The organism is Prauserella flavalba (genome assembly GCF_003202235.1).
GTDB classification, from domain to species: domain Bacteria; phylum Actinomycetota; class Actinomycetes; order Mycobacteriales; family Pseudonocardiaceae; genus Prauserella_A; species Prauserella_A flavalba.
On record NZ_MASU01000009.1, the window covers coordinates 125,611 to 151,745 of the forward strand.

The following is a 26,135-nucleotide window of genomic DNA, read 5'->3' on the forward strand; positions in this document are numbered from 1 at the left end:
CTCCCCGTCGTCGCGGCAGGCCGGGCACGGTCCGCCCCGCGGCTGCGCCGGTGTCGTTCGTCATCGTGGGTCCGCCTTTCCCTCCGGGGCCGTGCCGGAGTCGGCGCGAAGCCGGGCCGCGCGCATGCCGTTGTAGTGCCGGGCCAGGTTGTTCCTGACGGCGTTGGGATCGCGGAATCCCGTGGCGGGCCCGGTGCGCGTGCGCGGCGCGGCGGCGCCGGGGGCGAGCTGGGCCCCCGGTGTGCGCGTCGGCAGCCCCGCCGGGGTCAGCTGCGCCGGGACCGGGGCCTCGATCGCGCTCTCCGCGGCGCGTCTGGTCTCGTCGACGGGGCTCTTCCAGTTCGCGGCGGGCCGGTCCGGCCCCGGACTCACCGGCGACTCGGCGAACCAGTTCGACACCACGTTCTCGTAGATCGGCGTGCGGGTCGGCGGCGGCACGGACCGGTCGCGGCCGAGCATGGGCTCGGCGACCGGGTCCGCGGGTGCACCGCGCCGCGAGCCGTTCGCCGCGAGCGCCGGCTCACGCACACCGTCGGCGAGCACCAGCTCGCCCGGCACGTGCACGCTCGCGGTGATGCCGGAGCGGCCCGCCTTCGCCATCGTCGGCCGCAGGCGCACGGTGACGCGATGCGGTGCCGCGAGCCTGCCCACCACGAACAGGCCCATGCGCCGCGTCGTCTCCGGGCTGACGGCGTCGCCCGCGGCGAGCCTGCGGTTGGCGTCGGCGAGGTCCTCCGGCGTCATCCCGAGCCCGTGGTCGACGACCTCGACGAGCAGCCCGCCGTCGGAGCCCCGGTCGGCGGTGAGCACCACCTTCTCCTCCGGAGGGGAGAACCGGATCGCGTTCTCCAGCAGCTCGGCGAGGATGTGCACGACGTCGGCGGCGACGTGCGAACGCACCGACCCGTTGGGGGCGTTGACGACCGTGATGCGGCGGTAGTCCTTGACCTCGGAGGTGGCCCCGCGCAGCACCTCGATGGCCGAGACCGGGCCGTGGTCGCGGCGCGACGGCGTACCGCCGGCGAGGACCTGGAGGTTCTCGCCGTTACGGCGCAGGCGGGTGGCGAGGTGGTCGAGGCGGAACAGCTCCTCCAGCCTGCCGGGGTCGCGCTCGTCGGACTCCAGCTCCTCGATCACGCTCAGCTGCAGCTCCACGAGCGACTGGCTGCGCCGCGAGAGCGTCATGAACATCTCGCCGACCTGCTTGCGCAGCTCCGCCTGCTCGCCGGCGAGCAGCACCGCCTGGCGCCGCATGTCGTCGAAGGCGCGCGCGAGCTGGCCGATCTCCTCGTCGCCCTCCACGCCGACGGTCTCCACCTCGCGCCAGTCGATCTGCTCGCCCGCGCGCACGCGCTCGATCGTCGCCGGGAGCGTGCGCCGCGCGGCGTCGAGCGCCGCGGCATGCAGCGTGCGCACCGGCCACACCAGCGAGCGGGCCACGAGCAGCGCGATGGCCAGCGCACCGAGCAGCGCGGCGAACACGAGCGCGGTGTCGCGCAATGCCTCCGAGCGGCCCTCGTTGGTCCGCTCCGTCACCGTCGCCGACAGCGAGTCCTCGAGCCCGCCGATCAGGTCGTCGAGCGCCGCCGCCTCGCGCGAGAGCGGCGCTGCCAGCGCCGACAAGTCGGCGATGCGGACGTCGGTGAGCGCGTTGCGCAGCGCGTCCTGCCGGGCGGCCGCCGACGCGATCACCGCCTGGAAGCGCTCCGCCTCCTCCGGTGACATGCCACGCTGGATCTGGTTGCTCAGCACGGTTTCCTCGGCGGCGACGCGGTTCGCGGCCGCGAGCGTCGTCCGGTCGGACGGCCCCGGCCGCGCCGAGTTGAGCAACGCCTCCTCGACGGCGAGGTTCATGCGCAGCTGCATCATCGAGCGCGTGGTGGCCGCCGTCGCGTCGAGGTCGCTGCTCCCGGCTCCGGCGATCAGCCCGGGCACGAGCTCGCTGAGCGTGAAGACGAGGTCCCGGTAGCCGTCGGTGAGCAGGATGGGATCGCCGGAGGCTCCGTCCGCCGTGCGCAGTCCAGTGAGCCCGCCGAGCGCGGTGTTGAGCTCGCGCCCGGTGTCCGCGGGCAGCCCTGCGAACTCGGCGTCGCGCTGCACCTCGGCGACCTTCGCGTCGACCTCGTCGATGCTCGCCCGCAGCGCCCCGCTGCCGGGCTGGGCCGAGGCGGTGACCATCTCGTCGGCGACGAGCTCGGCCAGCTCGACGGTGCCGCGCAGCACGGGCAGCTGGTCGCGCACGGCGCTGAGCCTGCCGGCCTCGTCCAGTGCGGCCTGCACGCGAAGACCGGCCAGCACCAGCGCGACGACGACCGGGAGCAGCAGCACCACCGCGATCTTCATCCGCAGGCTCCACGCCCTCGGATGCCACGACGCGCCGGCCTGCCGAGGAGATCTCGGCGCTGTATCGTCCATGTTCTCCGTGGCCCGCCCAGTTTGCCGTAAGGGTATGTCTCACGAATTCCGTGCAATTTCTCGCCGCGCGTACTCAGCGACGAGTCCCCAGGTGATCAGTCACGAGGAGACAACCGCAGCGGGATTCCTTTGTCAAGGCGGGAAGTCGAATTCGCGGCATGGAGCAACTTTTTCAGAACCGCGTTCCGCCGAATGCCGCAATACCGGTGAAGAACGGTCGGCTTCGCCGGCGAAGCGGGTTGGAAAAACATTGGCGAGGTGAACACCGGAAAGGTGCGGGTTCCTCACGGCCGCACCGAAGACGGCCGGTCCGGTGTGGACGGCAGCTCGTCGCCCACCGGCCGCAACGACCCGGCGGGCAGCTGCGACTTGCCCGGAAAGCAGCCATGAGGCGATGGGAACGATCGTTCGTGTCGCAGGGCACCCGGCCGCATTGGAGCACCATGACCACCCACCGGTACCTCGAGGACTTCGAGGTGGGGCAGCGATGTTCGGGCGAGCCCCGGCAGCTCTCCGCCGACGATCCCGCCGACCTCGGCCACTTCGGACCCGGCGCGCTCAGCGCGCTGTTCCAGCAATCCGGCGGCCTGCTCCTCGACGCGTGCTGGCACTACCGTGCGCCCATCAGGGCGGGCAGCACGCTGCGCTTCGAACAGACCGTCACCCGCTGCCGCCGCACCACCGGCGGCGAGAACGGCATCGTCACGCGGCACGGCGTGCTCGTGGACGAGCACGGGCGCACGGTGCGCGACGGCAGTGTCACCGTGCTCGTGCCCGCGCGGGCCGAGGGCCCCGACCCGGCCGGCCGCGCGTTCTGCACCCCGGCGTGGGCCGGGGCGCTGGCGGCCCGGCTCGGCGAGGACGACCGGTTCACCTCGGCCACCGGGAACTGGGACGGCACGATCGGCCTGCGCTGCGGCGACGACGAGGTGCAGCTGCGCGTGTACCGCGGCGCGGTGATCCAGGCGGCCGAGCGGACCCCGCACGGTGCGACGTTCACGCTCGGCGCGAGCGAGCGGACCTGGACGGAACTGCTCACCGGGCCCGGCGATGACCTCGCGCAGACCGTGCCCGGGCCCTTCGACGTACGGGGCGACGGCGAGGAGTACCTGCGGCTGACGAGAGCGATCGCACTGCTCATCGAGCACGCGCGCGAGCTCGCGGCCGGCCGCGGTGCGGTCTGACCGCCCGGACCCCACGGCCGAGCCCGGCCCGGCCGGGCTGTCCAGCAGATCCTGGCCGGGCCGCCGGGGCGCGGCCTAACCTGAGCCGATGCGGATCGTCTCACTGCTGCCCGCCGCCACCGACATCGTCGCCGAGCTGGGCAGGCTGGAGGACCTCGTCGGGCGCACGCACGAGTGCGACTGGCCCGCCGAGGTGGCCTCGGTGCCGGTGGTGACCGGCGAGGAGATCGGCGCGCACCTGGGCAGCAGGGAGATCTCCGCCGCGGTCGGCGGTTCCCACCAAGGCTCCGCACTGTACACAGTGGACACGGAGCTGCTCGGCAGGCTCGCGCCGGACGTCGTGCTCACCCAGGACCTGTGTGACGTCTGCGCCGTGTCCTACGCGCAGGTGTCGGCCGCCGTGCGGGTGCTGGAGTCCGGGCCGCGGGTGTTCAGCCTGGAGCCGCGCACGCTGCCCGAGGTGCTGGACTCGCTGCGCGTCGTGGGCGAGGCGCTGGGCTGCGCCGACGTCGCCGGGCGGAGGATCGCCGGGCTGCGCGCACGGCTCGACACGGTGCGGGAGCGGGTGGCCGGGCTGCCCCGGCCGAGGGTGGTCGCGATCGAGTGGCTGGACCCGCTGTGGCCCGCGGGCCACTGGGTGCCCGAGCAGATCGAGGCGGCGGGCGGCACGGCGCTGCTGGCCCGGCCCGGTGAGCACACGACGCCGATGTCCTGGCAGGTGGTGCTCGACGCGCGGCCGGACGTGCTGCTGGTGCTGCCATGCGGGTTCACGCCGGAACGCACCCTTGCCGAGCTGGACCTGCTCACCGGACAGCCGGGCTGGGGCGACCTGCCCGCCGTGCGCGACGGCGCGGTGTGGGTGCTCGACGGGCCCGCCTACTTCAACCGCCCCGGCCCGCGCGTGGTCCGCGGGGCCGAGGTGCTGGCCTTCGTGCTGCACGGCGTCGAGCCGCCGGAGCCCGTGACCGGGGCCGAAGCCCGCCGGATCGAAGGGACCGCGCGGTGACCGTGGTGCGGGAGCTGCAGGAACGGGCCGCCCGCGCGCTGCCCGCCGAGCACGTCGAACGGGACGGCGGATGGTGGCTGCGCCACACGCGCGGGGCGTCCTGGTGGGCGGGCTCGGTGCTGCCGCACGGCGAGCCCGGGGACCTCGCGAGCCGGATCGCCAGGGCCGAGGCGTTCTACGCCGAACGCGGTGCCACCACGCGGTTCCAGCTCAGCCCCGGCGCGTGCCCCGGCGGGCTCGACGCGGCGCTGGCCGCGCGGGGCTACCGCCGCGAAAGCCCGATGTCGCTGCGGACCGCGCCGGTCGCGCGCGTGCTGGCCGGCACGGACGGCCCGCTCGAGGTGCGCGTCGAGAACCGGCCGGGCCCGGCATGGTTCGCCGTCTGGCACGCCGTGCACGGCGACGGCGGCGACCCGCGCACCGAACGGGACCTGCTCGCCCGGCTGCGGCAGCCGGGTGGCTTCGCCTGCGCGCTGCACGACGGCGAGGTCGTCGCCGTGGGGCGCGCCGCCGCCGACACCGGCTGGGCCGGGCTGTTCGGCATGGCCACCCTGCCCAGGGCCCGTGGCAGGGGCGCGGCCCGCGCGGTGCTCGCCGCCCTGGCCCGCTGGGCGGCGAGCCAGGGCGCGAGCGAGCTGTACCTCCAGGTGGAGCGGGACAACGACGCAGCACTGCGGGTCTACGAGCACGCCGGCTTCACCGAGGTCTGCGCCTACCACTACCGCGTCGCGGCCTGAGCGGGCAGCACCCTCACGCGGCACCGGCGCCGGAGAGCCCGGCCCTGCTCAGCAACCGCTCCGCGCGCAGCACCACCGGGCGGTCGACCATCGTGCCCTCGTACACGCCGACGGAGCCCTGCTCGGCGACCGCGAGCACCTCGCGGGCCCAGCGCAGCTCCTCCTCGGCGGGCGCCAGCGCGGCGTGCACCGGCGCCAGCTGCCGGGGGTGCACGCACAGCTTGCCCGTGAAGCCCAGCTCGACGGCGTGCTCGGTGTCGGCGACCAGTCTCGCCTCGTCGTCGAGCTTGGCGGTGACGCCGTCCAGCGGCGGCGCGCAGCCCGCGCCCGCCGCGGCCAGCACGAGCGTGGAGCGCGCGGTGGCGAGCGCGGTGTGCGAGTCGGGGTCGACGCCGAGCTGCGCGGCGAGGTCGATGCTGCCGAACGCGGGCCGCACCGCGGCGGGCGCGGCACAGATCTCGCGAGCCCGCAGGACCCCGTCCGCGGTCTCCACGAGCGGCACCACACCGGTGCCCGAGCCCAGCACCGCGGCGGCGGCGGTGACGTCGCGCGCGTGCTCGGCCTTCGGCAGCATCACCACGGTCGCGAGCCCCGCGAGCGCGGCGAGGTCGGCGTCGTGGAACTCGGTGTCGGCGCCGTTGACGCGCACGACGGCCGCGTTGCCCTCGGCGAGCCAGGCCCGGACGTGCTCCCGCGCGGTGTCCTTGTCGTCCGCGCCCACGGCGTCCTCGAGGTCGAGCACCACACCGTCGGCGCCCGCGGCCGCCGCTTTCCCGAACCGGTCCGGCCGGTGCCCCGGCACGAACAGCAGAGTGCGTGCGGACGCGACGTCGTTCAACCGCATCGAGCATGTCCCTTCACGTGTCACCGATACCCAGCGCGGTGAACGCTACGCGATGTCGGTGACCCCGGGATCGTTGTCCACGACCGCGCGAGCAACCTCACGCAGCCTGCGGTTGTGGCTGCGGGCGTAGTCGCGCAGCACGGCGAAGGCTTCGTCGACACCCGATCCGAGTCGCTCCGAGAGCACGCCCTTGGCCTGCTCGATGAGGATCCGGCTGTCGAGCGCGGCCTGCAGCTGCCGGGCGAGCAGCCCACGATCACGCGCCGTGCGTTCCTGCAGGATGCCGATGGTGGCGATGTCCGCGAGGGCCTGCCCGATCGCGAGCAGTTCGTCCGCCAGCCTGCCCGGCCTGGTACCGAAGATGTTGAGGGCACCGATCACGTCGTCCCGCAGGCGCAGGGGCAGGGCGTGGCTCGACGCGAAGCCCTCGGCCTCGGCCACCGCGACGAACCGAGGCCAGCGACCGCGCTCCGCCGCCAGGTCGGCAGCGTGCACGGGAGCGGCGCCGCGGTAGCAGTCGAGGCAGGGCCCCTCGTCGTTCTGCAGCTGGAACAGCTCCAGCAGCCGGGCCCGCTCGCTCGACGCCGCGACGGTGTTCAGCGTTCCGTTGTGGTCGGCGAGCAGGACCCCGACCGCGTCCACCTCGAGCGTGTCCTTGCAGCGGGTCGCCAGCAGATGCAGGAAGGCGAGGAGGTCGAAGTCGTCGACCAGTGTGTCGGCCAGCTCCACGAACACGTGGGCGACCTGTCGTTGCGATGCGGTCATGCGCTGCCCTCCAGATCGGAATCCGAAACACTTCCGCCGTTCGGGCCGAAGCTGATCTCGCGCGCGACCACGGAGCGCGCGAGTTCGGTCAAGCGAACGTTCTGGGCGAACGCGCGTGCACGCAGTCGCAGCAGTGCGTCCACCACGGGAATTCCCAGCTGTACGGACAACATTCCGGCCGCCTGGTGCACTTCGGCGCTGTGCAGCACGGCCTCCCCGTCCCCGGTGCGCACGGTGGACTCGGCGGGGGAGGCCGCGATGCCGCCCCTGCTGTCGAGCACCAGCAGCATCGCCAGGTCGGTGTAGGCGAAGGCGTCGCCGAGGTCTCGCGGCGACAACGGGCCGGTGACGTCGCGGAAGACCTCCAGTACACCGACGTGGACGGCACCACGGCCGGCGGGGAAGCTGAACATCCCGCGAACGCCGCGGTCGACGGCCGCCGGGGCGAACACGGGCCAGCGCGTCACGCTGCCGGGGGACGCGAGATCATCGACCAGGACGGGCTCCCCCGACACCAGCGCTTCACAACCGGGTCCTTCGCCCACGGTCGCCTGCAGCTCCTCCAGCTCGTCCACCTTCGGATCGGTGCCGCTGACCGGCTCGAACATGCCCACACTACTCGTCAGGGCAAAACCGACCCCGGCCGCGGAAAGCGCCTCCGCGCACGCGGCGCAGACATGGCGCAGAGAAGGTGTCGCCCCGTCCTGCTCCGCGTGCCGCATGACGGTCTCCCACACGCGCGCCGCGCGATCGTTGACCACTTTCCGCCTATCCCGCCACGGTGCTCCGGTCTGAACACGGGCGCTTGATGTCCGGAACCTATCACCCGTCCGGCGAGCTGGGCGGAACTCGTGCCGCCCCCTGTCCGGGCAGGGGTGCCCGCCAGGTCAGGACGGTCTCACCGGCGGCACCGGGCGCCAGCACCATGGCACCTCCGCAGGCCGCGGCCCGCACCCGCAGGTCAGCGAGTCCGTGCTCGTCGAAACCGTTTCCGGAGCCGTCGTGCGCGACCTCGACCACGGCGTCGTGCCCCACCTGAACGTGGAGCCTGGCCCAGCTCGCCGACGCGTGCCGGAGCGCGTGCCGCAGCCCCGTCCGGACGACGGCCTCCAGATGGCCGGTCAGTTCGTCGGGCACGAGGGTGTCCACCGCTCCGCTGATCCGGATCGACGGTGTGACCGGCGTGTCCTCGGAGACCTCCGCCGCCGCGTCGAGCAGCCTTCGCCGGACGCTGCTCGGCTTCGCTCCGCCGTCCGAGGTGTGGAGGTCGAAGATGGACGTGCGGATCTCCTGCACGATCTCGTCGAGTTGCTTCACCGCGGACGTGATCCGGTGCACGGCGTGGCCGTCCTTGACGTGCTTCAGCGTTCCCTGCAGCACCATGCCTGTCGCGAACAGCCGTTGGATGACGTGGTCGTGCAGATCGTGGGCGATGCGGTCCCGGTCGGCGAGCACCGCGAGCTGACGTTCGCGGTGCTGCTTGCCGGTGAACTCGAGCGCGACGGTGGCCTGCGCCGCGAAGGACGACAGCACGGTCAGCAGATCGGCCCCGAACCGGGGAGCACCCTGACGGCGCGCGGCGAGCAGCACGCCACCGGTGTCACCTGCCTTGCGCATCGCCGCCACCACCGCGGGGCCGAACTCCGAGCCGAGCATGGCGCGTTCCGCCCGCGGCACCGCGTTGAGGTCGGCGACCAGCTTCGTCTCGCCCGTGCGCAGCACATCGCCCACCACGGGGTCGGTCCCGGAGACGCTCCCGCCTGCCAGCAGGCCGGCCCGCTCCCCCGCCGCCGCGGCGATCGTCAGGCGCCCGCCGTCCCGGCCGAGCACGATCAGGGTCACGTCGGCACCGGCCACCTCCTTGGCCAGTTCGGCGATGAGGTGCAGTGTCTCGTGGACGTCGGCGTCCGCGAGGATCGTCGCGTTGATCGTGCCGGTGGCCTCGAACCAGCGTTCCCGCATGCGGGAGTGTTCGAAAAGCCGCGCGTTCTCCACCGCGACGCCCGCGGCGGCGGCCAGCGACCTCAGCACGATCTCGTCGTCGGCGGTGAACCTGCCACCGTCCTTCTTGCCGGCCAGGTAGAGGTTGCCGAAGACCTCGTCGCGAACGCGGACCGGTACGTCGAGCACGCCCGGCCCGCTCGGCGGTTCCCCGGACCGCACCCTGGCGGCGCCGTCCGGCTCACGGGTGAACTCCGACAGCAACCGGGGTTCCTCACCGCGCACGGCCAGCGCGCCGTACCCGGCCCCGACGAGTTCGGCGGCCACGCGGACGATCCTCCGCAGCGTCGAGTCGAGTTCGAGGCCCGCACCGACCGCGAGCACGGCGGCGAGCAGCGCCTGCAGCCGGTCCCCCGCGCTGCTCAGCTCGGTCAGCCGCTGCTGGACGCCCGCGAGCAGGTCGTCGAGCCGCAGCCCGGCGAGTGCGTCGGACACCGAGTGGGGACGGTGCCGCGCGGAAGACTCCGATCTGCCGGACATGCTCTACGGCGCTCCCGAAGGCAGGTGCGAATCGCTGACACGCCGGGGTCTGGGGCGATACCGACAACCTAATCACTGCGTCCGCCCTGGACAACGGCGTATCACCGCCACGGACCAGGACACCACTCACCGAACCGTACTTGTTTTTCACAAGTTCAGCCGTTAGCGTGCGACCCGTCGCGCGTGGAACGGGAGGGACGAGAGATGACGTCGGTACGGGTTCTGGTCGGCACCCGCAAGGGAGCGTTCGTGCTGACCTCGGACGGTGCGCGGAAGAACTGGGACGTGCGGGGCCCGTTGTTCGGGGGCTGGGAGATCTACCACCTCAAGGGCTCGCCCGCCGATCCCCGCCGCCTCTACGCGTCCCAGTCCGGCGGCTGGTTCGGCCAGGTCGTCCAGCGTTCCGACGACGGCGGCACCACGTGGAACCCCGTCGGCAACGAGTTCACCTACGACGGCGAGACCGGCACGCACCAGTGGTACGACGGCACGCAGCACCCGTGGGAGTTCGCGCGCGTCTGGCACCTGGAGCCGTCGCTGACCGACCCCGACACCGTCTACGCCGGGGTCGAGGACGCGGCGCTGTTCCGCTCCGGCGACGGCGGGCGAACCTGGCAGGAGCTGCCCGGACTGCGCACCCACGAGTCGGGGCCGTCGTGGCAGCCCGGCGCGGGCGGCATGTGCCTGCACACGATCGTGCAGGACCCCAGGGACGCGGCCCGGCTCTACGTGGCCATCTCCGCGGCGGGCGCGTTCCGCACCGATGACGGGGGCAAGACGTGGCGGCCCATCAACAAGGGCCTGCGCTCGGAGGGCATCCCCGATGCCGACGCCGAGGTGGGCCACTGCGTGCACCACCTCGCGATCCACCCGTTCCGCCCCGACGTGCTCTTCATGCAGAAGCACTGGGACGTCATGCGCAGCGACGACGGCGGCGAGCACTGGTACGACATCGGCGAGGGGCTGCCCACCGACTTCGGCTTCCCCATCGACGTCCACGCCCACGAGCCCGACACCGTGTACGTCGTGCCGATCAAGAGCGACTCCGAGCACTTCCCCCTCGACGGCAGGCTGCGCGTGTACCGCAGCCGCACCGGCGGCGGCGAATGGGAGCCGCTCACCAAGGGCCTGCCGCAGGAGAACTGCTACGTCAACGTGCTGCGCGACGCGATGGCCGTCGACACGCTCGACGACTGCGGCATCTACTTCGGCACCACGGGCGGCCAGGTCTACGCCTCGGCCGACGCCGGGGACAGCTGGGCACCCATCGTGCGCGACCTGCCCGCCGTGCTCTCGGTGGAGGTGCAGACGCTGCCATGATCCGCGTCGTGCTGCCCACCCACCTGCGCAACCTCGCGCGCGTCGAGGGCGAGGTGCGGCTGGAGCTCGCGGGACCGGCGACCGTGGGCGGTGTCCTCGACGCGCTCGAGGAGCGCTACCCCGTGCTGCGCGGCACGATCCGCGACCACGTCACGCACCGGCGCCGCGCGTTCGTCCGCTTCTTCGCGTGCGAGGAGGATCTCTCCCACGAGCCGCCGGACACCCCGCTGCCGAGGGCCGTCACCGACGGCGTCGAGCCGCTGCTGGTCGTCGGCGCGATGGCAGGCGGCTGAGCCGGCCGCTCAGCGCAGCGTGACCGGCAGCTTCTCCACGCCGTAGACGATCGAGACCTTGCGGAACTCCAGCTCGTCGGGGCTCACGGCCAGCCGCATCTCCGGGAACCGGCGCACCAGCGCGGGGTAGGCCGACCGCAGCTCCATGCGCGCGAGCTCGGCCCCGATGCAGCGGTGCGCGCCGTAACCGAACGCCAGGTGCTTCGCGGGCACCCGCGTGCCGTCGAAGCCGCCCATGGCCTGGCCGAGCACGTCGTCGCGGTTGGCGCCCGACAGCGACACCACCACCATGTCGCCCTCCTTGATCGACTGGCCGCCGATCTCCACGTCCTCGCGCGCGAACCTCGGGAACGCCACCTGCACGACGGTCAGGTAGCGCAGCAGCTCCTCCACGAAACCGTGGATGGACTCGTCGTCGTCGCGCACCTTCGCGAACGACTCGGGATCCTGCAGCAGCACCAGCGCGCCGAGCGCGAGCATGCTGGCCGTGGTCTCGAACCCGCCGGTCAGCACGCCGTCGGCGAGCCCGGCGAGCTCCCGGTCGTCCACCTCGTCGCCGTGCTCCTTGATGATCATGCCGAGCAGGCCGTCGCCGGGGTTCTTCCGCTGCTCACGGACCACGCCGAGCAGGTACTCCAGCGACTCGGAGATCGCGCCCAGCGACGCGCCCGCGCCGCCGAAGAGGTCGAACCGCGCCACGGCGAGGTGCTGGAACGCGTCCCGCTCCTCGTAGGGCACGCCGAGCAGCTCGCAGATCACCAGCGACGGGATCGGCAGCGCGAACTCCTCCACCAGGTCCACGGGGCCGTCGGCTTTCGCCATCAGATCGAGCCGCTCGTTGACGACCTCCTCGATGCCGGGCTTGAGCCGGGACAGCCGCCGCATCGTGAACTCCGGCGTCAGCAGGCGCCGCAGCCGGGTGTGCACGGGCGGATCGGCGAACCCGAGACCGCCCGGGTTCTGCTCGGCGCCGTCCGCCTTGCCGACGAGGTGCTCGAAATCGTTGCTGAACGCCTTGGCGTCGCCCAGCACCGCCTTGGCCTCCTCGTAGCCGCTGACCAGCCAGAGGTTCAGACCGAACGGCACCGGCAGCTTCGTGACCGGGGTCTGCTCCCTGGCCCGGCCGAGCTCCGGCACGGGGTCGAGCGCGTCGCGTTTGAGCGGCATCAGCGCGGCGTCGGGCAGGATCGCGAGCTTCGAGAGGTCGAGGCCTTTCTTCTGTGCTCTGGCCAGATATCTGCGCGTGACCCAAGACACGATGCGTGTACGGAGATTCCCCACAAAAACGACGTTACCAACTGCTCAGTCGCCACCGCAGGCGGATCGCCCACGCCGGGCGCCGTCCAATTCGGACCATCGGTAACGTCGGCGCGGTGAGGTTCGGGATTTTCCTCCTGGCGGGCCGGTTCCCAGGACAGGACGACGCGGAGGCACTGCTCCGTGCGGCGGAGGCGGTCCGCGCGGCCGAGGTGGCCGGTTTCGACGACGCGTGGATCGCCGAGCACCACTTCATGTCCTACGGCGTATGCCCCTCAGCCGTGACGTTCGCCGCCCACGCGCTCGGCGCGACCAGCCGCATCACGCTCGGCACCGCTGTGAGCGTGCTCTCCACGACACACCCGCTGGCGCTGGCCGAGCAGGTCACGTTGCTGGACCGGCTGTCGGGCGGCCGCTTCCACCTCGGGGTCGGCCGCGGCGGGCCGTGGGTGGACCTGGAGGTCTTCGGAACCGGGCTCGGCCGCTACGAACACGGCTTCGAAGAGGGCCTGGACCTCCTGCTGCGCGCGCTCACCGAGGAGCGGGTGAGCGCGGCGGGCGAGCACTTCGCGTTCCGGGAGGTGCCGATGGTGCCGAGGCCCGGGGGCCGCCCGCCGGTGACGATCGCCTGCACGTCCCGGCCGACGGTCGAACTCGCCGCGGCACGCGGGCTGCCGATGCTGCTGGGCATGCACATCGGCGACGACGAGAAGGCCGGGCTCGTGGCCTGCTACGAGAAGGCGGCGGCCGACGCGGGCCGCGACCCGGCCGGGGTGCGGCACGTCTCGGCGATGCTGTGTCACGTCGCCGACGACCGGGCGCGAGCGGAACGGGAGCTGAAGGAGGCGATGCCGGGCTGGCTCGCCGAGGGACTCGCCGGCTACGTCCCGGTGGACGACCGGCCGAGGGCGCCCCGGGACCCGGACGCCTACACGGACCTGCTGTGCTCGCTGCACCCGGTGGGCAGCCCCGCAGACTGTGTCGCGCGGCTGCGCGCGAGCGCAGAGCGCACCGGCATCGAGCACGTGATCCTCATGGTGGAGGGCTGCGGCTCCCGCGAGCGCACGCTGGGCACCATCGCGCGCCTCGGCACGGAGGTGCTGCCCGCGCTGCGCGGGAGCGGCCCGGTCGCTTAGCAGTCGCGCAGCTCGGGGCTCTGGTTGAGCAGCTGGCCGCGCACGGAGATGAACTCGCGGTAGGTGTCGCTGTCCACCGCCGCGGTGCGGAACGCCGCGACCCGGTGGCAGTTCTGGAACGCGAGCTTGACGCCGAAATGCCGCTCCAGCCCGCCGCGGATCGCGTCGGAGGCCAGCGCGCGCAGCAGCTGGCCGCGCTCGGCCTCGCTCGGCGGCGGCGTGGTGTTGTCGGCGAAGGGCTCCTGGCCCGTCTCCAGGTCGGCGACCACGCCCGAGACTACCTGCCACGCGTAGGGCAGCGACTCACGCACGCAGGCGACGAACTCGGCGTCGTTCACCTCGCCTCGTTCGGCGCGGTCCAGCAGCTCGGTGGGCACGTTCAGCGACATGTGTCGGCCTCCAGCCTCGTCGGCGGTCGGGTAACCAGCACCTATCAGTGCTACTGGTGATGATCATCGTTTGCAAGAGAACCGCCCCGCGACCACCGGGAAGGAGGAGCGCTCCCCAAGGCCACCTTTGTTGCGCTCAACGCACCAAAGGTGGCCTTGGGTGCGGTCGGTCACGGGTGCATGCGGGCGCCCGCCCACCGCCACCGCAGTGAAGGCCACCATGCCTGCGCCCGCCCGTCTCCCCCCACCACCCAAGCGGAGGCGCTGCCCACCGCCACCGCAGTGAAGGCCACCATGCCTGCGTTCAACGCAGTGAAGGTGGCCTTCACCGCAGTCGGACCGGCTGGATCAGCGGCGCCGGTGCGCCATCGCGCTGCGCGGGCAGGTCCGCGGGGGGCCTCGGTGTGGGCGAGGGCCGTAGTGGCGGACCCGGCTCTGACGCCGGAACCGGCTCCGCGGCCTGAACCGCCGAAGCCGGAACCGGCGCCGCCGCCCGCAGCGCCTCGTCCTCCCCCTCCAGCGGCTCCGTGAACGGGATCGCCTCCGTCAGCACCTGACGGGCCGTCCGCAGCTCGGCCGCGATCCGGCGGCGCAGCTCCTCGCTTTCGCGGGCCCTCGCGGTCGCGTCGGCGAGCAGCCGTTCGGCCTTCGCCTTCGCCGCCGTCTCCCGTTCCTCGATGAGCCGCACGGTCTCCTCCCGCCGCCCGGCCATCGCGGCGGTGAACTCGCGCTCGGCCTCCTGCCGCCTGCGCGCCGCCTGCTCGTCGAGCTCGCGGCGCCGCCGTTCCGCCTGCTTCGTCATTGCCTCGGCATCGGCCTGCGCCCTGGCCATCAGCTCGCGGTGCTCGGTCTCCATCTGCGCGCGGCGCTCGTCCAGCTCGGCGAGCATCCGGTCGTAGCGCGACCGCAGCCGCTCGGCGGCCTCGTGCGCGGCGGCCCAGCTCTGTTCGGCGATCGTGCGCGCGTTCTCGACGATCTCGCCGGCTTCCTCGTGCGCGAGATCCACCATGCGCAGCAGGCGTTCCGAGAGCCCGTCCGTTTCGATGGGGCTGCGGCTGACCCGCTCGAGCCGCGCGCGCAGCGCATCGTTCTCACCGCGGACCGCGTCCAGCTCGACGGCGAGTCTCTCGGCGGTGTCGGCCGCGGAGTCGCGATCCGCCGTCAGCAACCGGATTTCCTCTTCCACCGCCCGCACATAACTCTTGACCCGCTCGCGGTCGTAGCCGCGCCAGGCGAACGTGAACTCGGTGCGAACCGGCAACACACCACTGCGGCTCTCCGTGATCGTCATCTGCCACCTCCGCGTTTGTCACCCGTTGTCGCGCACCGTGTTCCGAATCGGACTCGAACCCTGGACGAATTTTTTCGCCTGGCGTACTAAGGAATTGTGAAGCCCGCGGGCGCTGCGGTGAAGCCTCTGCCGGGGGTTTTCCGCGCGAACCGCGAGCAGGCCGGGCGATCGCCGGTGCGACCGCCGTTTCGGCAATCCGGCAACGCCGAAGGAGCGGACGTGGACACGCTCGAGCTGACACACTCCGACTGCCTCGCGCTCGTGTGTTCTCATGACCACAGCCACACCGCCATGATCGCGATCGACGGCGGGCGGCCCCGGCCAGTGGCCTGCTTCGTGCGGGAGGGTGGCGACGTGCTGGTGCCCACCGGTACCGACCCGTCGCTCACGCGCGCCGCGACGGGCAGACCCGTGACGATCTCCTTCGGCGGCGAGCGTTCCTCGTGGACCATCACCGGTGTCGGTCTCGCCCGCCCGCTCGGTCACCACGACCGCCCTCGCCTCCCTCACGTCCTCGCGCTGCGCTACGCGTTCGACAACGGGATCCTGGTCCGCATCGCCAGGCTGTCCGGGCACCGGTTCACGGACACGGCGCCCATCCCGGCGCAGCGCGACGCGTCGGCCGCGCCGGCACGGCCTCAGCGCGGGGCGAGCCCCGGCGCCTCGTCGATGCGGTAGTCCAGCAGGTTGTGCACGTGCACCACGCCGAGCACGTGCTCGGCGAGCCGCTGCGCGAGTTCGCCGTCGCTGCGGCGTTCCACCTTGCCGGACATCGTCACCACACCCCGGTCGACGCGCACGTCCACGGCGCCGTCGTCCATCGCCAGCGCGCGACCGAACACCTCGTTCCGGATCTCCCCCCGGATGTGCTCGTCGTCCCTGACGAACGCCTTCAGCAGGTCGCCGCGCGTGATGACGCCCGCGAGCCCACCGTCCTCGAGCACGTACAGCCTGCGTACCCCCGTCCGGCCGAACTCGCGCGCGGCCGCGCCGAGCGAGTCGCGGACGTCCAGCGAGTACACGGGCGTGATCATCAGGTCGAGTGCCCGCGTCGCCCACGACCGCTGCCACCGCTGCCGGGCGCGCCTGCGGGCGAGCGAGGGCGGCTGGCCGTCCGCCTCCGCGAGCTGCTCGTGCTTGAGCACCAGGTCGTTCTCCGAGACCACACCGAGGAGCAGGCCGTCCTCGCTCACGACGGGAAGGGCCCCGATGTCGTGGCTGAGCAGAAGCTCCACGATCGTCTTGAAGTCGGCGTCCGGCCCGACCGCGATGACATCGCGGGTCATCACAGCACCCACCGTGGTCTGGTACATGGCCGACTCCTCACTGGCCCTGAGGCCTTGGCCGACTCCACCGTCTTGGGTCTCCCCGGGCCACGCTAGGGCCTTACGGCCCTGCGTCCCCCCAGCGATTCCCGCTGCCGACCGGGCACCCGGACGGAGCAGTTCCTGCCAAGCCCTGTCCTGCAGTCTCGCACCGCATTGTCACAGACCGCAACAACCGGCGGGCTCAGGAAACGGGTTCACCGCAATGGTCCAGCGAAAGCTATATCCGGGAATTCAGCTATTCACCAAGGCGATGACGAAGAATGCACAGGACGTGAGCGAGGCGAGCATTCTGACGTGGTTCCACCGGGTCCACGCGGGAACGTAGCCGGTCCAGAACTCGGCTCCCTCGGCGCTGTCCGCGGCCACGCGCATCAGCGCGTCGTTGCGGGGAACGTGCACCATGCGCGTGAGAATGAACGTACCGGCGAGGTAAGAAACGGCACCGGCGAGCAGCCAGGCCCCGCCGCCGCGCACGATGGACAGAACCACGAGTGCCACCGACAGTAGCGCGGTACCGGCGAACACCCCCAGGAACACCGGATTGAGCACGGTCCGGTTCACCGACTGCATCGCCGCGGCGCCCTGCGCGGGCGGCAGCGACGCGAGTGCCCGCATCACGAACGACGAGAAGGCGAAGAAGACGCCCGCGACGAGCCCGGTGCCGAGCACGGCGAGCAGCGTCAGTGCGACAAGCGGTCCGTCAGTCATGCACCCAGTCAACCCGGGACGGCGGCGGTGAGCCCATCGCCGAGACGCTCGCGCGCATACGCCCCCGTCTCGGCGGCGAAGAACGCCCCCGGCGAACGCACCAAGGGCACTTCAGTCGCGTTGACCGCGACCGAAGTGCCCTTGGGGAGCGTCACGCCGAGAAGAAGGTGACCTTGCCGGAGCCGACCTCGTAGACGGCGTAGCCGTCCCGCCGCTCGACGAAGCGGGCCTGGCCGTGGACGCGCACGTCGTCCTTGCCGCCGGCGGGTACGTGCACCTCCGCGACCACGTTGACCGGCAGGTCCACCGTCAGTGACACGCCGTCGCCGACGCGCCGCCAGTCGACGCCGACCATGCCGCGCTGCACGGGCACCTCACCGGCCGCACTGTCCACACCGGACTTCGGCGGCCGGATGGCGACCTCGGAGCCCGCGGGCGCCGTCGGCGTCACGCCGAGGATCGTCCGCTGGATCTCCACCAGCGACGTCGCACCCCACGGGTGGGAATGGCTCTGCCCCGTCTCCGGCGCGTCCCACGATTCCCAGGTGAACGTGCCGCCGCGCGCGAGGATGTTCGCCCAGCCCGGCGATTCGGCGTCGGTCAGCCGCTCGACGACGTCGTCCGGCCTGCCCGCGAGCGCCTGCAGCAACCGGTGCGCCGTCATCGGCCCCATGCGCATCCCGAGGCTCGCCACGTACTCGCTCACCGCCGCCCGGTCCTCCTCCGGGACGACGCCGAACGCCAGCGCGTAGGCGTTCGCGATCTGCGAGGCGTGCGTGCTCGCCGAGCCGTCGCCGCGCAGGCCGTCGTGGTAGAGGCCGTCGCCGCGGCGCAGCGTGGCGTTGATCGCCCCGGTGAGGGCCGCCGCGTCGGCACGCAGGCCCTCGCCGGACTCGCCGAGCTCCTCCGCCGCGCGGGCCGTCGCGTTGAGCACGTCGACGCCGAGCACGTTGATCACGGTCCTCGCCGCGGTGCTCATGTCGTGGCCGTAGCGCATGGTCGCGGGCCAGTCGATGATGCCGTACCGGTACTCGCCCGAGCCGCCTTCGAGCCGCGTGACCAGGCCGGTCGCCGGGTCGATGTACCGGCGCACGTAGTCGGCCACCGCGCGCATCACGGGGTAGGCCTCGGCCAGCACGCCCCGGTCGCCGGTGCGCACGTAGTAGTCCCAGATCCAGCCGGGGAACATCTCGGTGTAGTCGGGGATGTCGCGCTTGCCGTCGCCGTTCGGGTAGACGGCGTTGAGTCTGCCGTCGGGCCAGTACCGCGCCTGCGACTCGATGAACTGCCGGATCGCCTGCCGGGTGAGCGTGCGCTCGCCGTACCCGGACATCGTGGCCAGCGAGATGTCGGCCGTGTCGCCGAGGAACTGCCCCTTCTCCCTGGTCGGGGTGTCGAGGAACTGCTCCTGCGAGCCGTAGAGGGCCGAGCGCCGCATCAGGTCGAACGCCGCGTCCACACCGGGGTCGGAGGTGCGCAGCCACGCCCGCCGGCCGTCGTCGACGGCCGTGTGCTGCACGACGGCGCTGATCTCGGCGGAGGGGTCTTCCACCTCGAGGTAACGGAAACCCAGGTACGTGAACGAGCGGAACGTCTGGTCGCCGTCACGCTGCGTGTGGCCGTAGGCGAGGTTGGTGTTCTGGTTGTCGTCGCTGTCGCGCGAGACCGTGCCGTCGGGGTTGAGCACGTAGCCCGCGTGCATGGCGACGTGCCTGCCCTGCTCGCCGTCGCGGAAGCGGACGACGGGCGCGGCGGGGATGACCTTGCCGAAATCGGCCACGAGCGTGCCCGAGTCCAGGCGGGTGACGCTCACCGGCTCGACGGTCTCGAACTGCAGATCGGTCTCCTGCGCCCGCAGCGACGTGAACACCCCCGCGGGGTGGGTGCCGAGCACCTGGGGCGTCTGCCACGCGGAGGCGTCGAAGCCGGGCCGGTCCCAGCCGCGCGGCTCGGCGGTGGCGTCGAACTCCTCGACGTAGTCGCCGCCGTCGCCGTTGCGCTTCGGCGCCGGCAGCCACGGGCCGCGGGTGACCTGCCAGCTGCCGTCGGTGACCACGGTCCGCGTGGTGCCGTCGGCGTGGTCGACCTCCAGGCGCAGCAGCAGGCCCGGCTCGCCCGCCGGACGCCCCTGGCCCCGGCCGTACCAGTGGTACTGCACGCCGACGACGGCGGTGCCGCCCGCGCGCAGCTGCCTGGTGACGTCGACGGCGCGGTAGTAGCCGGCGTCGGGGTAGGCGAACGTGCCGCCCTTGTCGACGACCGTGCCGTTGACGTGCAGGGCGTACTGGTGGCTCGCGGCGATGTAGGCGCGAGCGCGCACGACGGGCGAGCGGCCGAGGGTGAACTCCTTGCGCGCGAGCGTGTAGTCGTCCGCCTCGGCGGTGGTGCGGCGGATCCAGCTCGCCCGCCAGTCGCCGTCGTCCAGGCCGGTGTCGAACGCCGCCTGCCGGGCCCACGGCGAGGGCTGGCCGGTGCGGTCCCAGGTGCGGACGGTCCACGTGTAGCCGGTGGCGGGAGCGAGTGCGGGACCCGCGTAGGCCACGTACTCCTGGCTGCCGGAGGCGACGCGGCCGCTGTCCCACACCGGCTTGCCGTCCTGGCGGACGACGATCTGGTAGGCGGTCTGGAGCTCACCGGGGTCGCGGTCGACGGGCCGCCAGCCGAACAGCGGGGCGCCTTCCACGTTGAGGGGACGGTCGCGGTCCCCCACGGTCAGGTCGACGGGTGCGCCGGGAGCGTGACCGCGGGGCGCCGCCGTACTCGCCACGACGGCGGGTCCGGCGGTCACCAGTCCCGCCACCACGGCGAGCACCGCCGTACCGCGCCGGAGATATCGATGCCTCAACGAACGCCTCCTCCTTGAAACGTTTCAGCGCGAAATCGCTTTCAGACGTTATGCGCGCTGGGCGGGAGACGTCAAGGCACGGTCGGGAGGTGGCAGCCGCTCGCCGTTGAGCAGCCGCCACCGGCTCAGGTGAGTGCGAGCGGCGGCGCGGGCGAGCGCAGACCGAGCCGCTCGACCAGCTCACGGGTGGCCTTCGAGCGGTTGAACGTGTAGAAGTGCAGCTCGGGAACGCCCTCGGCGAGCAGTCGCGAGCACAGCTCGGTGACCACGTCGAGGCCCTCCGCGCGGAACGCCTTCGGGTCGTCCTCCAGCGGGGCGAGCCGGTCGACGAGCCAGGAGGGCGGGGTCGCGCCCGAGAGCTCGATCGTCTTGCGCAGGGTGCGCGGCGTGGTCAGCGGCATGATGCCGGGCAGCATCAGCGCGTCGCATCCGGCGGCGGCGACGCGGTCGCGCAGCCGCAGGAAGTCCTCGGCCTCGAAGAACAGCTGCGCGATGGCGAAATCGGCCCCCGCGCGCAGCTTCCGGACGAGGTAGTGGGTGTCGGTGTCCAGGTCGGCGGAACGCGGGTGCCCGTACGGGAACGCCGAGACACCGACGCAGAAGTCACCGAGCTCCCGGATGAGCCGCACCAGCTCCTCCGCGTAGTGCAGGCCCTGCGGGTGCGGCACCCACTCCCCCATCGGGTCGCCGGGCGGGTCGCCGCGCAGCGCCAGGATGTTGTGCACGCCCACCGCCGCGAAGTGCCCGATCACGTTGCGCAGCTCGGCGACCGAGTGGTTCACGGCGGTCAGGTGGGCCATCGGCACGAGCGTGGTGTCGGTGGCCACCCTGGCGATGTTGCGGATGGTGCCGTCGCGGCTCGACCCGCCCGCGCCGTAGGTGATCGACATGTAGGCCGGGTCGAGCGGCTCCAGCTCCCGGATCGCCCGCCACAGCACCGCCTCGTCGGCCTCGTCCCTCGGCGGGAAGAACTCCACCGAGAACGTGGGGCGGTGCGCGTTGTTCAGCCGGTCGGCAACCCTTCGCACGAGGCACCTCCGTTGTCTGGATCTGCCCCCAAGGCCACCTTTGTTGCGTTCAACGCAACAAAGGTGGCCTTGGGGGCCGGCAGCTGGGCTCAGTAGCGGTAGTGGTCCGGCTTGTAGGGGCCCTCCACGTCCACGCCGATGTAGGCCGCCTGCTCCTTGGTGAGCTTGGTCAGCTTCACGCCGAGCGCGTCGAGATGCAGCCGGGCGACCTTCTCGTCGAGGTGCTTCGGCAGCACGTACACCTGCTTGCCGTACTCGCCGGGCTTCGTGAACAGCTCGATCTGCGCCATCACCTGGTTGGTGAAGCTGTTGGACATCACGAAGCTCGGGTGCCCGGTCGCGTTGCCGAGGTTGAGCAGCCTGCCCTCCGACAGCACGATGATCGAGTGCCCGTCGGGGAACCGGTACTCGTGCACCTGCGGCTTGATCTCGACCTTGGTGACGCCCGGAGTCTTCTCCAGGCCCGCCATGTCGATCTCGTTGTCGAAGTGGCCGATGTTGCCGACGATCGCCTGGTGCTTCATCTTCGCCATGTGCTCGGCGGTGATGATGTTGAAGTTGCCGGTGGTGGTCACGAAGATGTCGGCCGTCTCCACCACGTCCTCGAGCGTGGTCACCTGGAAGCCGTCCATCGCGGCCTGCAGCGCGCAGATCGGGTCGATCTCGGTGATGATCACGCGCGCACCCTGCCCGCGCAGCGACTCCGCCGAGCCCTTGCCGACATCGCCGTAGCCGCACACCACCGCCACCTTGCCGCCGATGAGCGTGTCGGTGGCGCGGTTGATGCCGTCCACGAGGGAGTGCCGGCAGCCGTACTTGTTGTCGAACTTCGACTTCGTCACCGAGTCGTTGACGTTGATCGCCGGGAACAGCAGCTCACCGGTCTTCGCGAACTCGTAGAGGCGGTGCACGCCGGTGGTGGTCTCCTCGGTGACGCCCTTGATGCCCTCGGCGATCCTGGTGAACCGCTTCGAGTCCGCGGCGAGCGACGCCTTCAGCGTGGACAGGATCACCCGGTACTCGTGCGGGTCGTCCTCGGTGGCCTCTGGCACGGCGCCCGCCGCCTCGAACTCGACACCCTTGTGCACGAGCAGCGTCGCGTCACCGCCGTCGTCGAGGATCATGTTCGGACCCTGGTCACCGAACTGGAAGAGCTGGTCGGTGCACCACCAGTACTCCTCCAGCGTCTCGCCCTTCCACGCGAACACCGGCACGCCCTCGGGCTGCTCCGGCGTGCCGTTCGGCCCCACCACGACCGCGGCGGCCGCCTCGTCCTGGGTGGAGAAGATGTTGCAGGACACCCAGCGGACGTCGGCGCCGAGCTCCTTCAGCGTCTCGATCAGCACGGCCGTCTGCACCGTCATGTGCAGCGAGCCCGCGACCCGCGCACCCTTCAGCGGCTTGGAGTCCGCGTACTCCCTGCGAGTCGCCATCAGGCCCGGCATCTCGTGCTCGGCCAGCCGGATCTGGTGCCTGCCCGCTTCGGCCAGCTTCAGGTCGGCGACGGCGAACTCGAGGCCGTTGACCTTCTGCAACTTCGCGTTCATGAGTTCCTTTCCTAGGTGTTGAAGTACTTCGCTTCCGGGTGGTGGGCGACGATCGCGTCGGTGGACTGCTCGGGATGCAGCTGGAACTCTTCGGACAGCTCGACCCCGATCCGCTCCGCGCCGAGCAGCTCCACGATCTTGGCCCGGTCCTCGAGGTCCGGGCAGGCGCCGTAGCCGAGCGAGAACCGGGCGCCACGGTATCCCAGCTTGAAGAACTCCCGCACGTCGGCCGGATCCTCCGCCGCGACCGACGACCCCGAGGAGAACAGCAGCTCCTGCCGGATCCTGCGGTGCCAGTACTCGGCGAGCGCCTCGGTCAGCTGCACGCCCAGCCCGTGGATCTCCAGGTAGTCCCGGTAGGCGTTCTTCGCGAACAGCTCGTTGGCGTAGTCGGCGATCGGCTGTCCCATCGTCACCAGCTGCAGCGGCAGCACGTCGACCTGCCCGGTCTCCTCGGCCTGCTCCCGCGAGCGGAAGAAGTCGGCGAGGCAGAGCCGCCGGTCACGGCGCTGCCGGGGGAACGTGAACCGCAGGCGTTCCGGCGCGTCCGGCTCGTCCTTGTCCAGCACCACGAGGTCGTTTCCCTCGGAGTAGCACGGAAAGTAGCCGTAGACCAGTGCCGCGTGCTGGAGGATGCCCGCGGTGGACAGCTCGTCCATCCACGCCCGCAGCCGGGGCCTGCCCTCGGTCTCCACCAGCTCCTCGTACGACGGGCCCTCGCCCTTCCTCGCACCGCGCAGGCCCCACTGGCCGAAGAACGTGGCGCGCTCGTCGAGCAGCGAGAGGTAGTCGTTGACGGCGAGGCCCTTGACGACCTTGGCACCCCAGAAGGCCGGGACCGGAACAGGCGCGCCGGCGTCCACATCGGACCGTGTGGTGTCGTCCAGTGACGGCTCGCCGCCCAGCTCGGCCTTGCGCTTCTCGGCGATGCGCAGCGACCGCTCACGCCGGGCCTTCCGCTCGGCCTTTCGCGCCTCGTCCGCGGCGTCCTCCTCGGGGGTCTCGCCTCGCTTGGTCGCCATCAGGCGGTCCATGAGGTTGAGCCCCTCGAAGGCGTCCTTGGCGTAGCGGACGTCGCCCTCGTACAGCTCGTCGAGGTCGTTCTCCACGAACGTCCTGGTGAGCGCGGCACCGCCGAGCAGTACGGGGTACTTCGCCGCGACGCCGCGGGAGTTCATCTCCCGCAGGTTGTCCTTCATGATCACCGTGGACTTCACCAGCAGGCCGGACATGCCGATGGCGTCGACCCTGTGCTCCTCCGCGGCCTCCAGAATCGCGTTGATCGGCTGCTTGATGCCGATGTTCACCACGTCGTAGCCGTTGTTGGACACGATGATGTCCACGAGGTTCTTGCCGATGTCGTGCACGTCCCCTTTGACGGTCGCGAGCAGCAGCCTGCCCTTGCCGCCGGAGTCGTCTTTCTCCATGTGCGGTTCGAGGTAGGCGACGGCGGCCTTCATCACCTCGGCCGACTGGAGCACGAACGGCAGCTGCATCTGCCCGGAACCGAACAGGTCGCCGACCACCTTCATGCCGGCGAGCAGGTTCTCGTTGATGATCGCCAGCGGGGCCTTCTCCGCCATCGCCGCCTCGAGGTCGGCGTCGAGCCCGTTGCGCTCGCCGTCGACGATGCGCCGCTCCAGGCGCTCGAACAGCGGCAGTTTCGCCAGCTCCTCGGCGCGCGAGGCCCTGCCCGACGACGCCGTCTTGCCCTCGAACAGCGCCATGAGCCGCTGCAGCGGGTCGTAACCCTCGGAGCGCCGGTCGTAGACCAGGTCGAGCGCCACCCGCCTCGGCTCGTCCTCGATCTTGGTCATCGGCAGGATCTTCGACGAGTTCACGATCGCCGAGTCGAGCCCGGACTCCCGGCACTCGTTGAGGAACACCGAGTTCAGCACCTGCCGCGCCGCCGGGTTCAACCCGAAGGACACATTGGACAGACCAAGTGTGGTCTGCACGTCCGGGTGCCGCCGCTTCAGCTCGCGGATCGCGTTGATCGTCTCGACGGCGTCCTTGCGGACCTCCTCCTGCCCGGTGGTGATCGGGAACACGAGGCAGTCGATGATGATCGCGGACTTCTCCAGGCCCCAGTTGACCGTCAGGTCCTCGATCGCCCGCTCGGCGACCCGCAGCTTCCAGTCCGCGGTGCGGGCCTGGCCCTCCTCGTCGATGCACGTGACCACCACGGTCGCGCCGTGCTCCACCGCCATCTCCATGACCCGCCGGAACCGGCTGCCCTCGCCGGCGCCGTCCTCGTAGTTCACGGAGTTGATCGCGCACCGGCCGCCGAGGTGCTCGAGGCCCGCCTGCACCACCTCGGCCTCGGTGGAGTCGACCATGATCGGCAGCGTCGACGCCGTGGCCAGGCGCGAGGCCAGCTCGCGCATGTCCCTGGTGCCGTCCCGGCCGACGTAGTCGACGCACAGGTCGAGCATGTGCGCGCCCTCGCGGGTCTGCGCCTTGGCGATCTCCACGCAGTCGTCGTAGCGCTCCTCCAGCATCGCCTCGCGGAACGCCTTGGAGCCGTTGGCGTTGGTGCGCTCGCCGATGTTGAGGATCGAGGCGTCCTGCTGGAACGGCACGGACTGGTACACCGACGACACCGAGGGCACCACCTCGGGCGTGCGCAGCCCCGGCGTCAGGTCCGCCACCGCGCGAGCGACGGCGCCGATGTGCGCGCCGGTGGTGCCGCAGCAGCCGCCGACGAGCCGGGCCCCGAAGTCGGTGACGAACCCGGTGAGCGCCTCGGCCAGCTCCTCCGGCTGCAGCGGGTACACCGCGCCGTGGGGGCCGAGCTCCGGCAGCCCGGCGTTGGGCATCACCGAGATCGGCACGCTCGCGTGCTGGGCGAGCACGCGCAGGTGCTCGCTCATCTCGGCGGGACCGGTGGCGCAGTTCATGCCGATCAGGTCGATGCCGAGCGGCTCCAGTGCCGTGAGCGCGGCGCCGATCTCCGAGCCCACGAGCATCGTGCCCGTGGTCTCCACGGTCACCTGCGCGATGATCGGCACGCGCCTGCCCGCCCGGGACATCGCCCGCTTGGCCGCGATGATCGCGGCCTTGGTCTGCAGCAGATCCTGCGAGGTCTCCACGAGCACCGCGTCGACGCCGCCGTCGAGCAGCCCGAGCACGTTCTCGACATAGGCGTCACGCAGGGCGGCGTACGGAGCGTGCCCGAGCGTGGGCAGCTTCGTGCCCGGCCCCACCGAGCCCAGCACGAAACGCGGTTTGTCCACAGTGGAATACTCGTCGGCCGCCGTGCGGGCCAGGGTGGTCCCCTTCTCCGCGAGCTCCCTGATGCGGTCGGCGATACCGTACTCGCCGAGGTTGGCGAGGTTGGTGCCGAACGTGTTGGTCTCGATCGCGTCGGAGCCCGCCTCGAGGAAGCCCCGGTACACCGAGCTCACCACGTCGGGCCGGGTCTCGTTGAGGATCTCGTTGCAGCCCTCCAGCTGGGCGAAGTCGTCCAGCGTGAGGTCGTGCTCCTGCAACGCGGTGCCCATGCCGCCGTCGGCGACCAGCACCCGCTTCGCCAACGCGGCGAGGAACGCACTCTCCATG

Annotated in this window: 21 protein-coding genes; 7 read left to right on the forward strand and 14 right to left on the reverse strand. The window is 71.7% G+C overall.

Going from position 1 to position 26,135, the window contains the following annotated elements:
* Positions 1–60: 60 nt before the first annotated feature.
* Complete coding sequence (locus tag BA062_RS22625; protein WP_110339916.1) at positions 61–2,415, reverse strand: sensor histidine kinase; 2,355 nt, start codon at positions 2,413–2,415, stop codon at positions 61–63.
* 443 nt (positions 2,416–2,858) lie between these two features.
* Between BA062_RS22625 and BA062_RS22630 the strand changes: the two genes are divergently transcribed.
* From BA062_RS22630 to BA062_RS22640, 3 genes are all read left to right on the forward strand, one after another.
* Positions 2,859–3,599, forward strand: a complete 741-nt coding sequence (locus BA062_RS22630; protein ID WP_146240061.1) for a hotdog family protein — start codon at positions 2,859–2,861, stop codon at positions 3,597–3,599.
* An 88-nt stretch (positions 3,600–3,687) separates the two neighbouring features.
* On the forward strand, positions 3,688–4,605 hold the full coding sequence (locus BA062_RS40270) for a cobalamin-binding protein (RefSeq protein ID WP_110339920.1): 918 nt from the start codon (positions 3,688–3,690) through the stop codon (positions 4,603–4,605).
* Positions 4,602–5,342 carry a GNAT family N-acetyltransferase gene (locus BA062_RS22640; RefSeq protein ID WP_210406963.1) on the forward strand — a complete coding sequence of 247 codons (741 nt, stop codon included), beginning with the start codon at positions 4,602–4,604 and terminating at the stop codon, positions 5,340–5,342. The genes BA062_RS40270 and BA062_RS22640 overlap by 4 nt, the downstream gene beginning before the upstream one ends.
* A 13-nt stretch (positions 5,343–5,355) precedes the next feature.
* Here the strand turns inward: BA062_RS22640 and BA062_RS22645 are convergent, their stop codons facing one another.
* From BA062_RS22645 to BA062_RS22660, 4 genes are all read right to left on the reverse strand, one after another.
* A complete protein-coding gene (locus BA062_RS22645) occupies positions 5,356–6,186 on the reverse strand; it encodes an HpcH/HpaI aldolase/citrate lyase family protein (RefSeq protein ID WP_110339924.1) in 831 nt (276 codons plus the stop codon).
* 45 nt (positions 6,187–6,231) lie between these two features.
* A complete protein-coding gene (locus BA062_RS22650; RefSeq protein WP_110339926.1) occupies positions 6,232–6,951 on the reverse strand; it encodes a GAF and ANTAR domain-containing protein in 720 nt (239 codons plus the stop codon).
* Positions 6,948–7,559 (reverse strand): GAF and ANTAR domain-containing protein, encoded by a 612-nt coding sequence (locus tag BA062_RS22655; protein WP_146240062.1) that lies wholly within the window; start codon positions 7,557–7,559, stop codon positions 6,948–6,950. The genes BA062_RS22650 and BA062_RS22655 overlap by 4 nt, the downstream gene beginning before the upstream one ends.
* Positions 7,560–7,773: 214 nt before the next feature.
* A complete protein-coding gene (locus BA062_RS22660) occupies positions 7,774–9,387 on the reverse strand; it encodes a sensor histidine kinase (protein WP_245959955.1) in 1,614 nt (537 codons plus the stop codon).
* 249 nt (positions 9,388–9,636) lie between these two features.
* On the opposite strand from BA062_RS22660, the gene BA062_RS22665 reads away from it, so the two are divergent.
* Together BA062_RS22665 and BA062_RS22670 are read left to right on the forward strand one after the other, a co-directional pair.
* Positions 9,637–10,752, forward strand: a complete 1,116-nt coding sequence (locus tag BA062_RS22665; RefSeq protein WP_110339932.1) for a WD40/YVTN/BNR-like repeat-containing protein — start codon at positions 9,637–9,639, stop codon at positions 10,750–10,752.
* A complete protein-coding gene (locus BA062_RS22670) occupies positions 10,749–11,045 on the forward strand; it encodes a MoaD/ThiS family protein (RefSeq protein WP_110339934.1) in 297 nt (98 codons plus the stop codon). The genes BA062_RS22665 and BA062_RS22670 overlap by 4 nt, the downstream gene beginning before the upstream one ends.
* A gap of 9 nt (positions 11,046–11,054) precedes the next feature.
* Here the strand turns inward: BA062_RS22670 and BA062_RS22675 are convergent, their stop codons facing one another.
* Positions 11,055–12,326, reverse strand: coding sequence for a cytochrome P450 (locus BA062_RS22675; RefSeq protein ID WP_425452939.1), 1,272 nt, complete (start codon positions 12,324–12,326; stop codon positions 11,055–11,057).
* Between the two features lie 92 nt (positions 12,327–12,418).
* Between BA062_RS22675 and BA062_RS22680 the strand changes: the two genes are divergently transcribed.
* The gene (locus BA062_RS22680) at positions 12,419–13,438 is read left to right on the forward strand and encodes an LLM class flavin-dependent oxidoreductase (RefSeq protein ID WP_110339938.1); all 1,020 of its coding nucleotides are present in this window, start codon (positions 12,419–12,421) and stop codon (positions 13,436–13,438) included.
* On the opposite strand, the gene BA062_RS22685 is transcribed toward BA062_RS22680, so the two are convergent.
* Positions 13,435–13,827, reverse strand: a complete 393-nt coding sequence (locus BA062_RS22685; protein WP_110339940.1) for an SCO5389 family protein — start codon at positions 13,825–13,827, stop codon at positions 13,435–13,437. The genes BA062_RS22680 and BA062_RS22685 overlap by 4 nt on opposite strands.
* Before the next feature lie 325 nt (positions 13,828–14,152).
* The gene (locus BA062_RS22690) at positions 14,153–15,118 is read right to left on the reverse strand and encodes a metallopeptidase (RefSeq protein ID WP_110339942.1); all 966 of its coding nucleotides are present in this window, start codon (positions 15,116–15,118) and stop codon (positions 14,153–14,155) included.
* Positions 15,119–15,337: 219 nt separating this feature from the next.
* Here BA062_RS22690 and BA062_RS22695 point away from each other — a divergent pair, with 219 nt between their 5' ends.
* Positions 15,338–15,796: a hypothetical protein gene (locus tag BA062_RS22695; protein WP_110339944.1), complete on the forward strand. Its 459-nt coding sequence runs from the start codon at positions 15,338–15,340 to the stop codon at positions 15,794–15,796.
* Here the strand turns inward: BA062_RS22695 and BA062_RS22700 are convergent.
* The 6 genes from BA062_RS22700 to metH all read right to left on the reverse strand — a co-directional run bounded on the left by BA062_RS22700 (position 15,757) and on the right by metH (position 26,134).
* On the reverse strand, positions 15,757–16,431 hold the full coding sequence (locus BA062_RS22700) for a CBS domain-containing protein (RefSeq protein ID WP_110339946.1): 675 nt from the start codon (positions 16,429–16,431) through the stop codon (positions 15,757–15,759). The two genes, BA062_RS22695 and BA062_RS22700, sit on opposite strands and share 40 nt — an antisense overlap.
* Before the next feature lie 246 nt (positions 16,432–16,677).
* Positions 16,678–17,154 carry an anthrone oxygenase family protein gene (locus BA062_RS22705; protein WP_110339948.1) on the reverse strand — a complete coding sequence of 159 codons (477 nt, stop codon included), beginning with the start codon at positions 17,152–17,154 and terminating at the stop codon, positions 16,678–16,680.
* 151 nt (positions 17,155–17,305) lie between these two features.
* On the reverse strand, positions 17,306–19,999 hold the full coding sequence (locus BA062_RS22710) for a family 78 glycoside hydrolase catalytic domain (RefSeq protein WP_110339950.1): 2,694 nt from the start codon (positions 19,997–19,999) through the stop codon (positions 17,306–17,308).
* Positions 20,000–20,124: 125 nt separating this feature from the next.
* Positions 20,125–21,027, reverse strand: a complete 903-nt coding sequence (locus tag BA062_RS22715; RefSeq protein WP_210406964.1) for a methylenetetrahydrofolate reductase — start codon at positions 21,025–21,027, stop codon at positions 20,125–20,127.
* Between the two features lie 89 nt (positions 21,028–21,116).
* Complete coding sequence (gene ahcY / locus BA062_RS22720) at positions 21,117–22,574, reverse strand: adenosylhomocysteinase (RefSeq protein ID WP_110339952.1); 1,458 nt, start codon at positions 22,572–22,574, stop codon at positions 21,117–21,119.
* Positions 22,575–22,585: 11 nt separating this feature from the next.
* Positions 22,586–26,134, reverse strand: coding sequence for a methionine synthase (gene metH, locus BA062_RS22725; RefSeq protein WP_110339954.1), 3,549 nt, complete (start codon positions 26,132–26,134; stop codon positions 22,586–22,588).
* Between the last annotated feature and the right edge of the window lies 1 nt (position 26,135).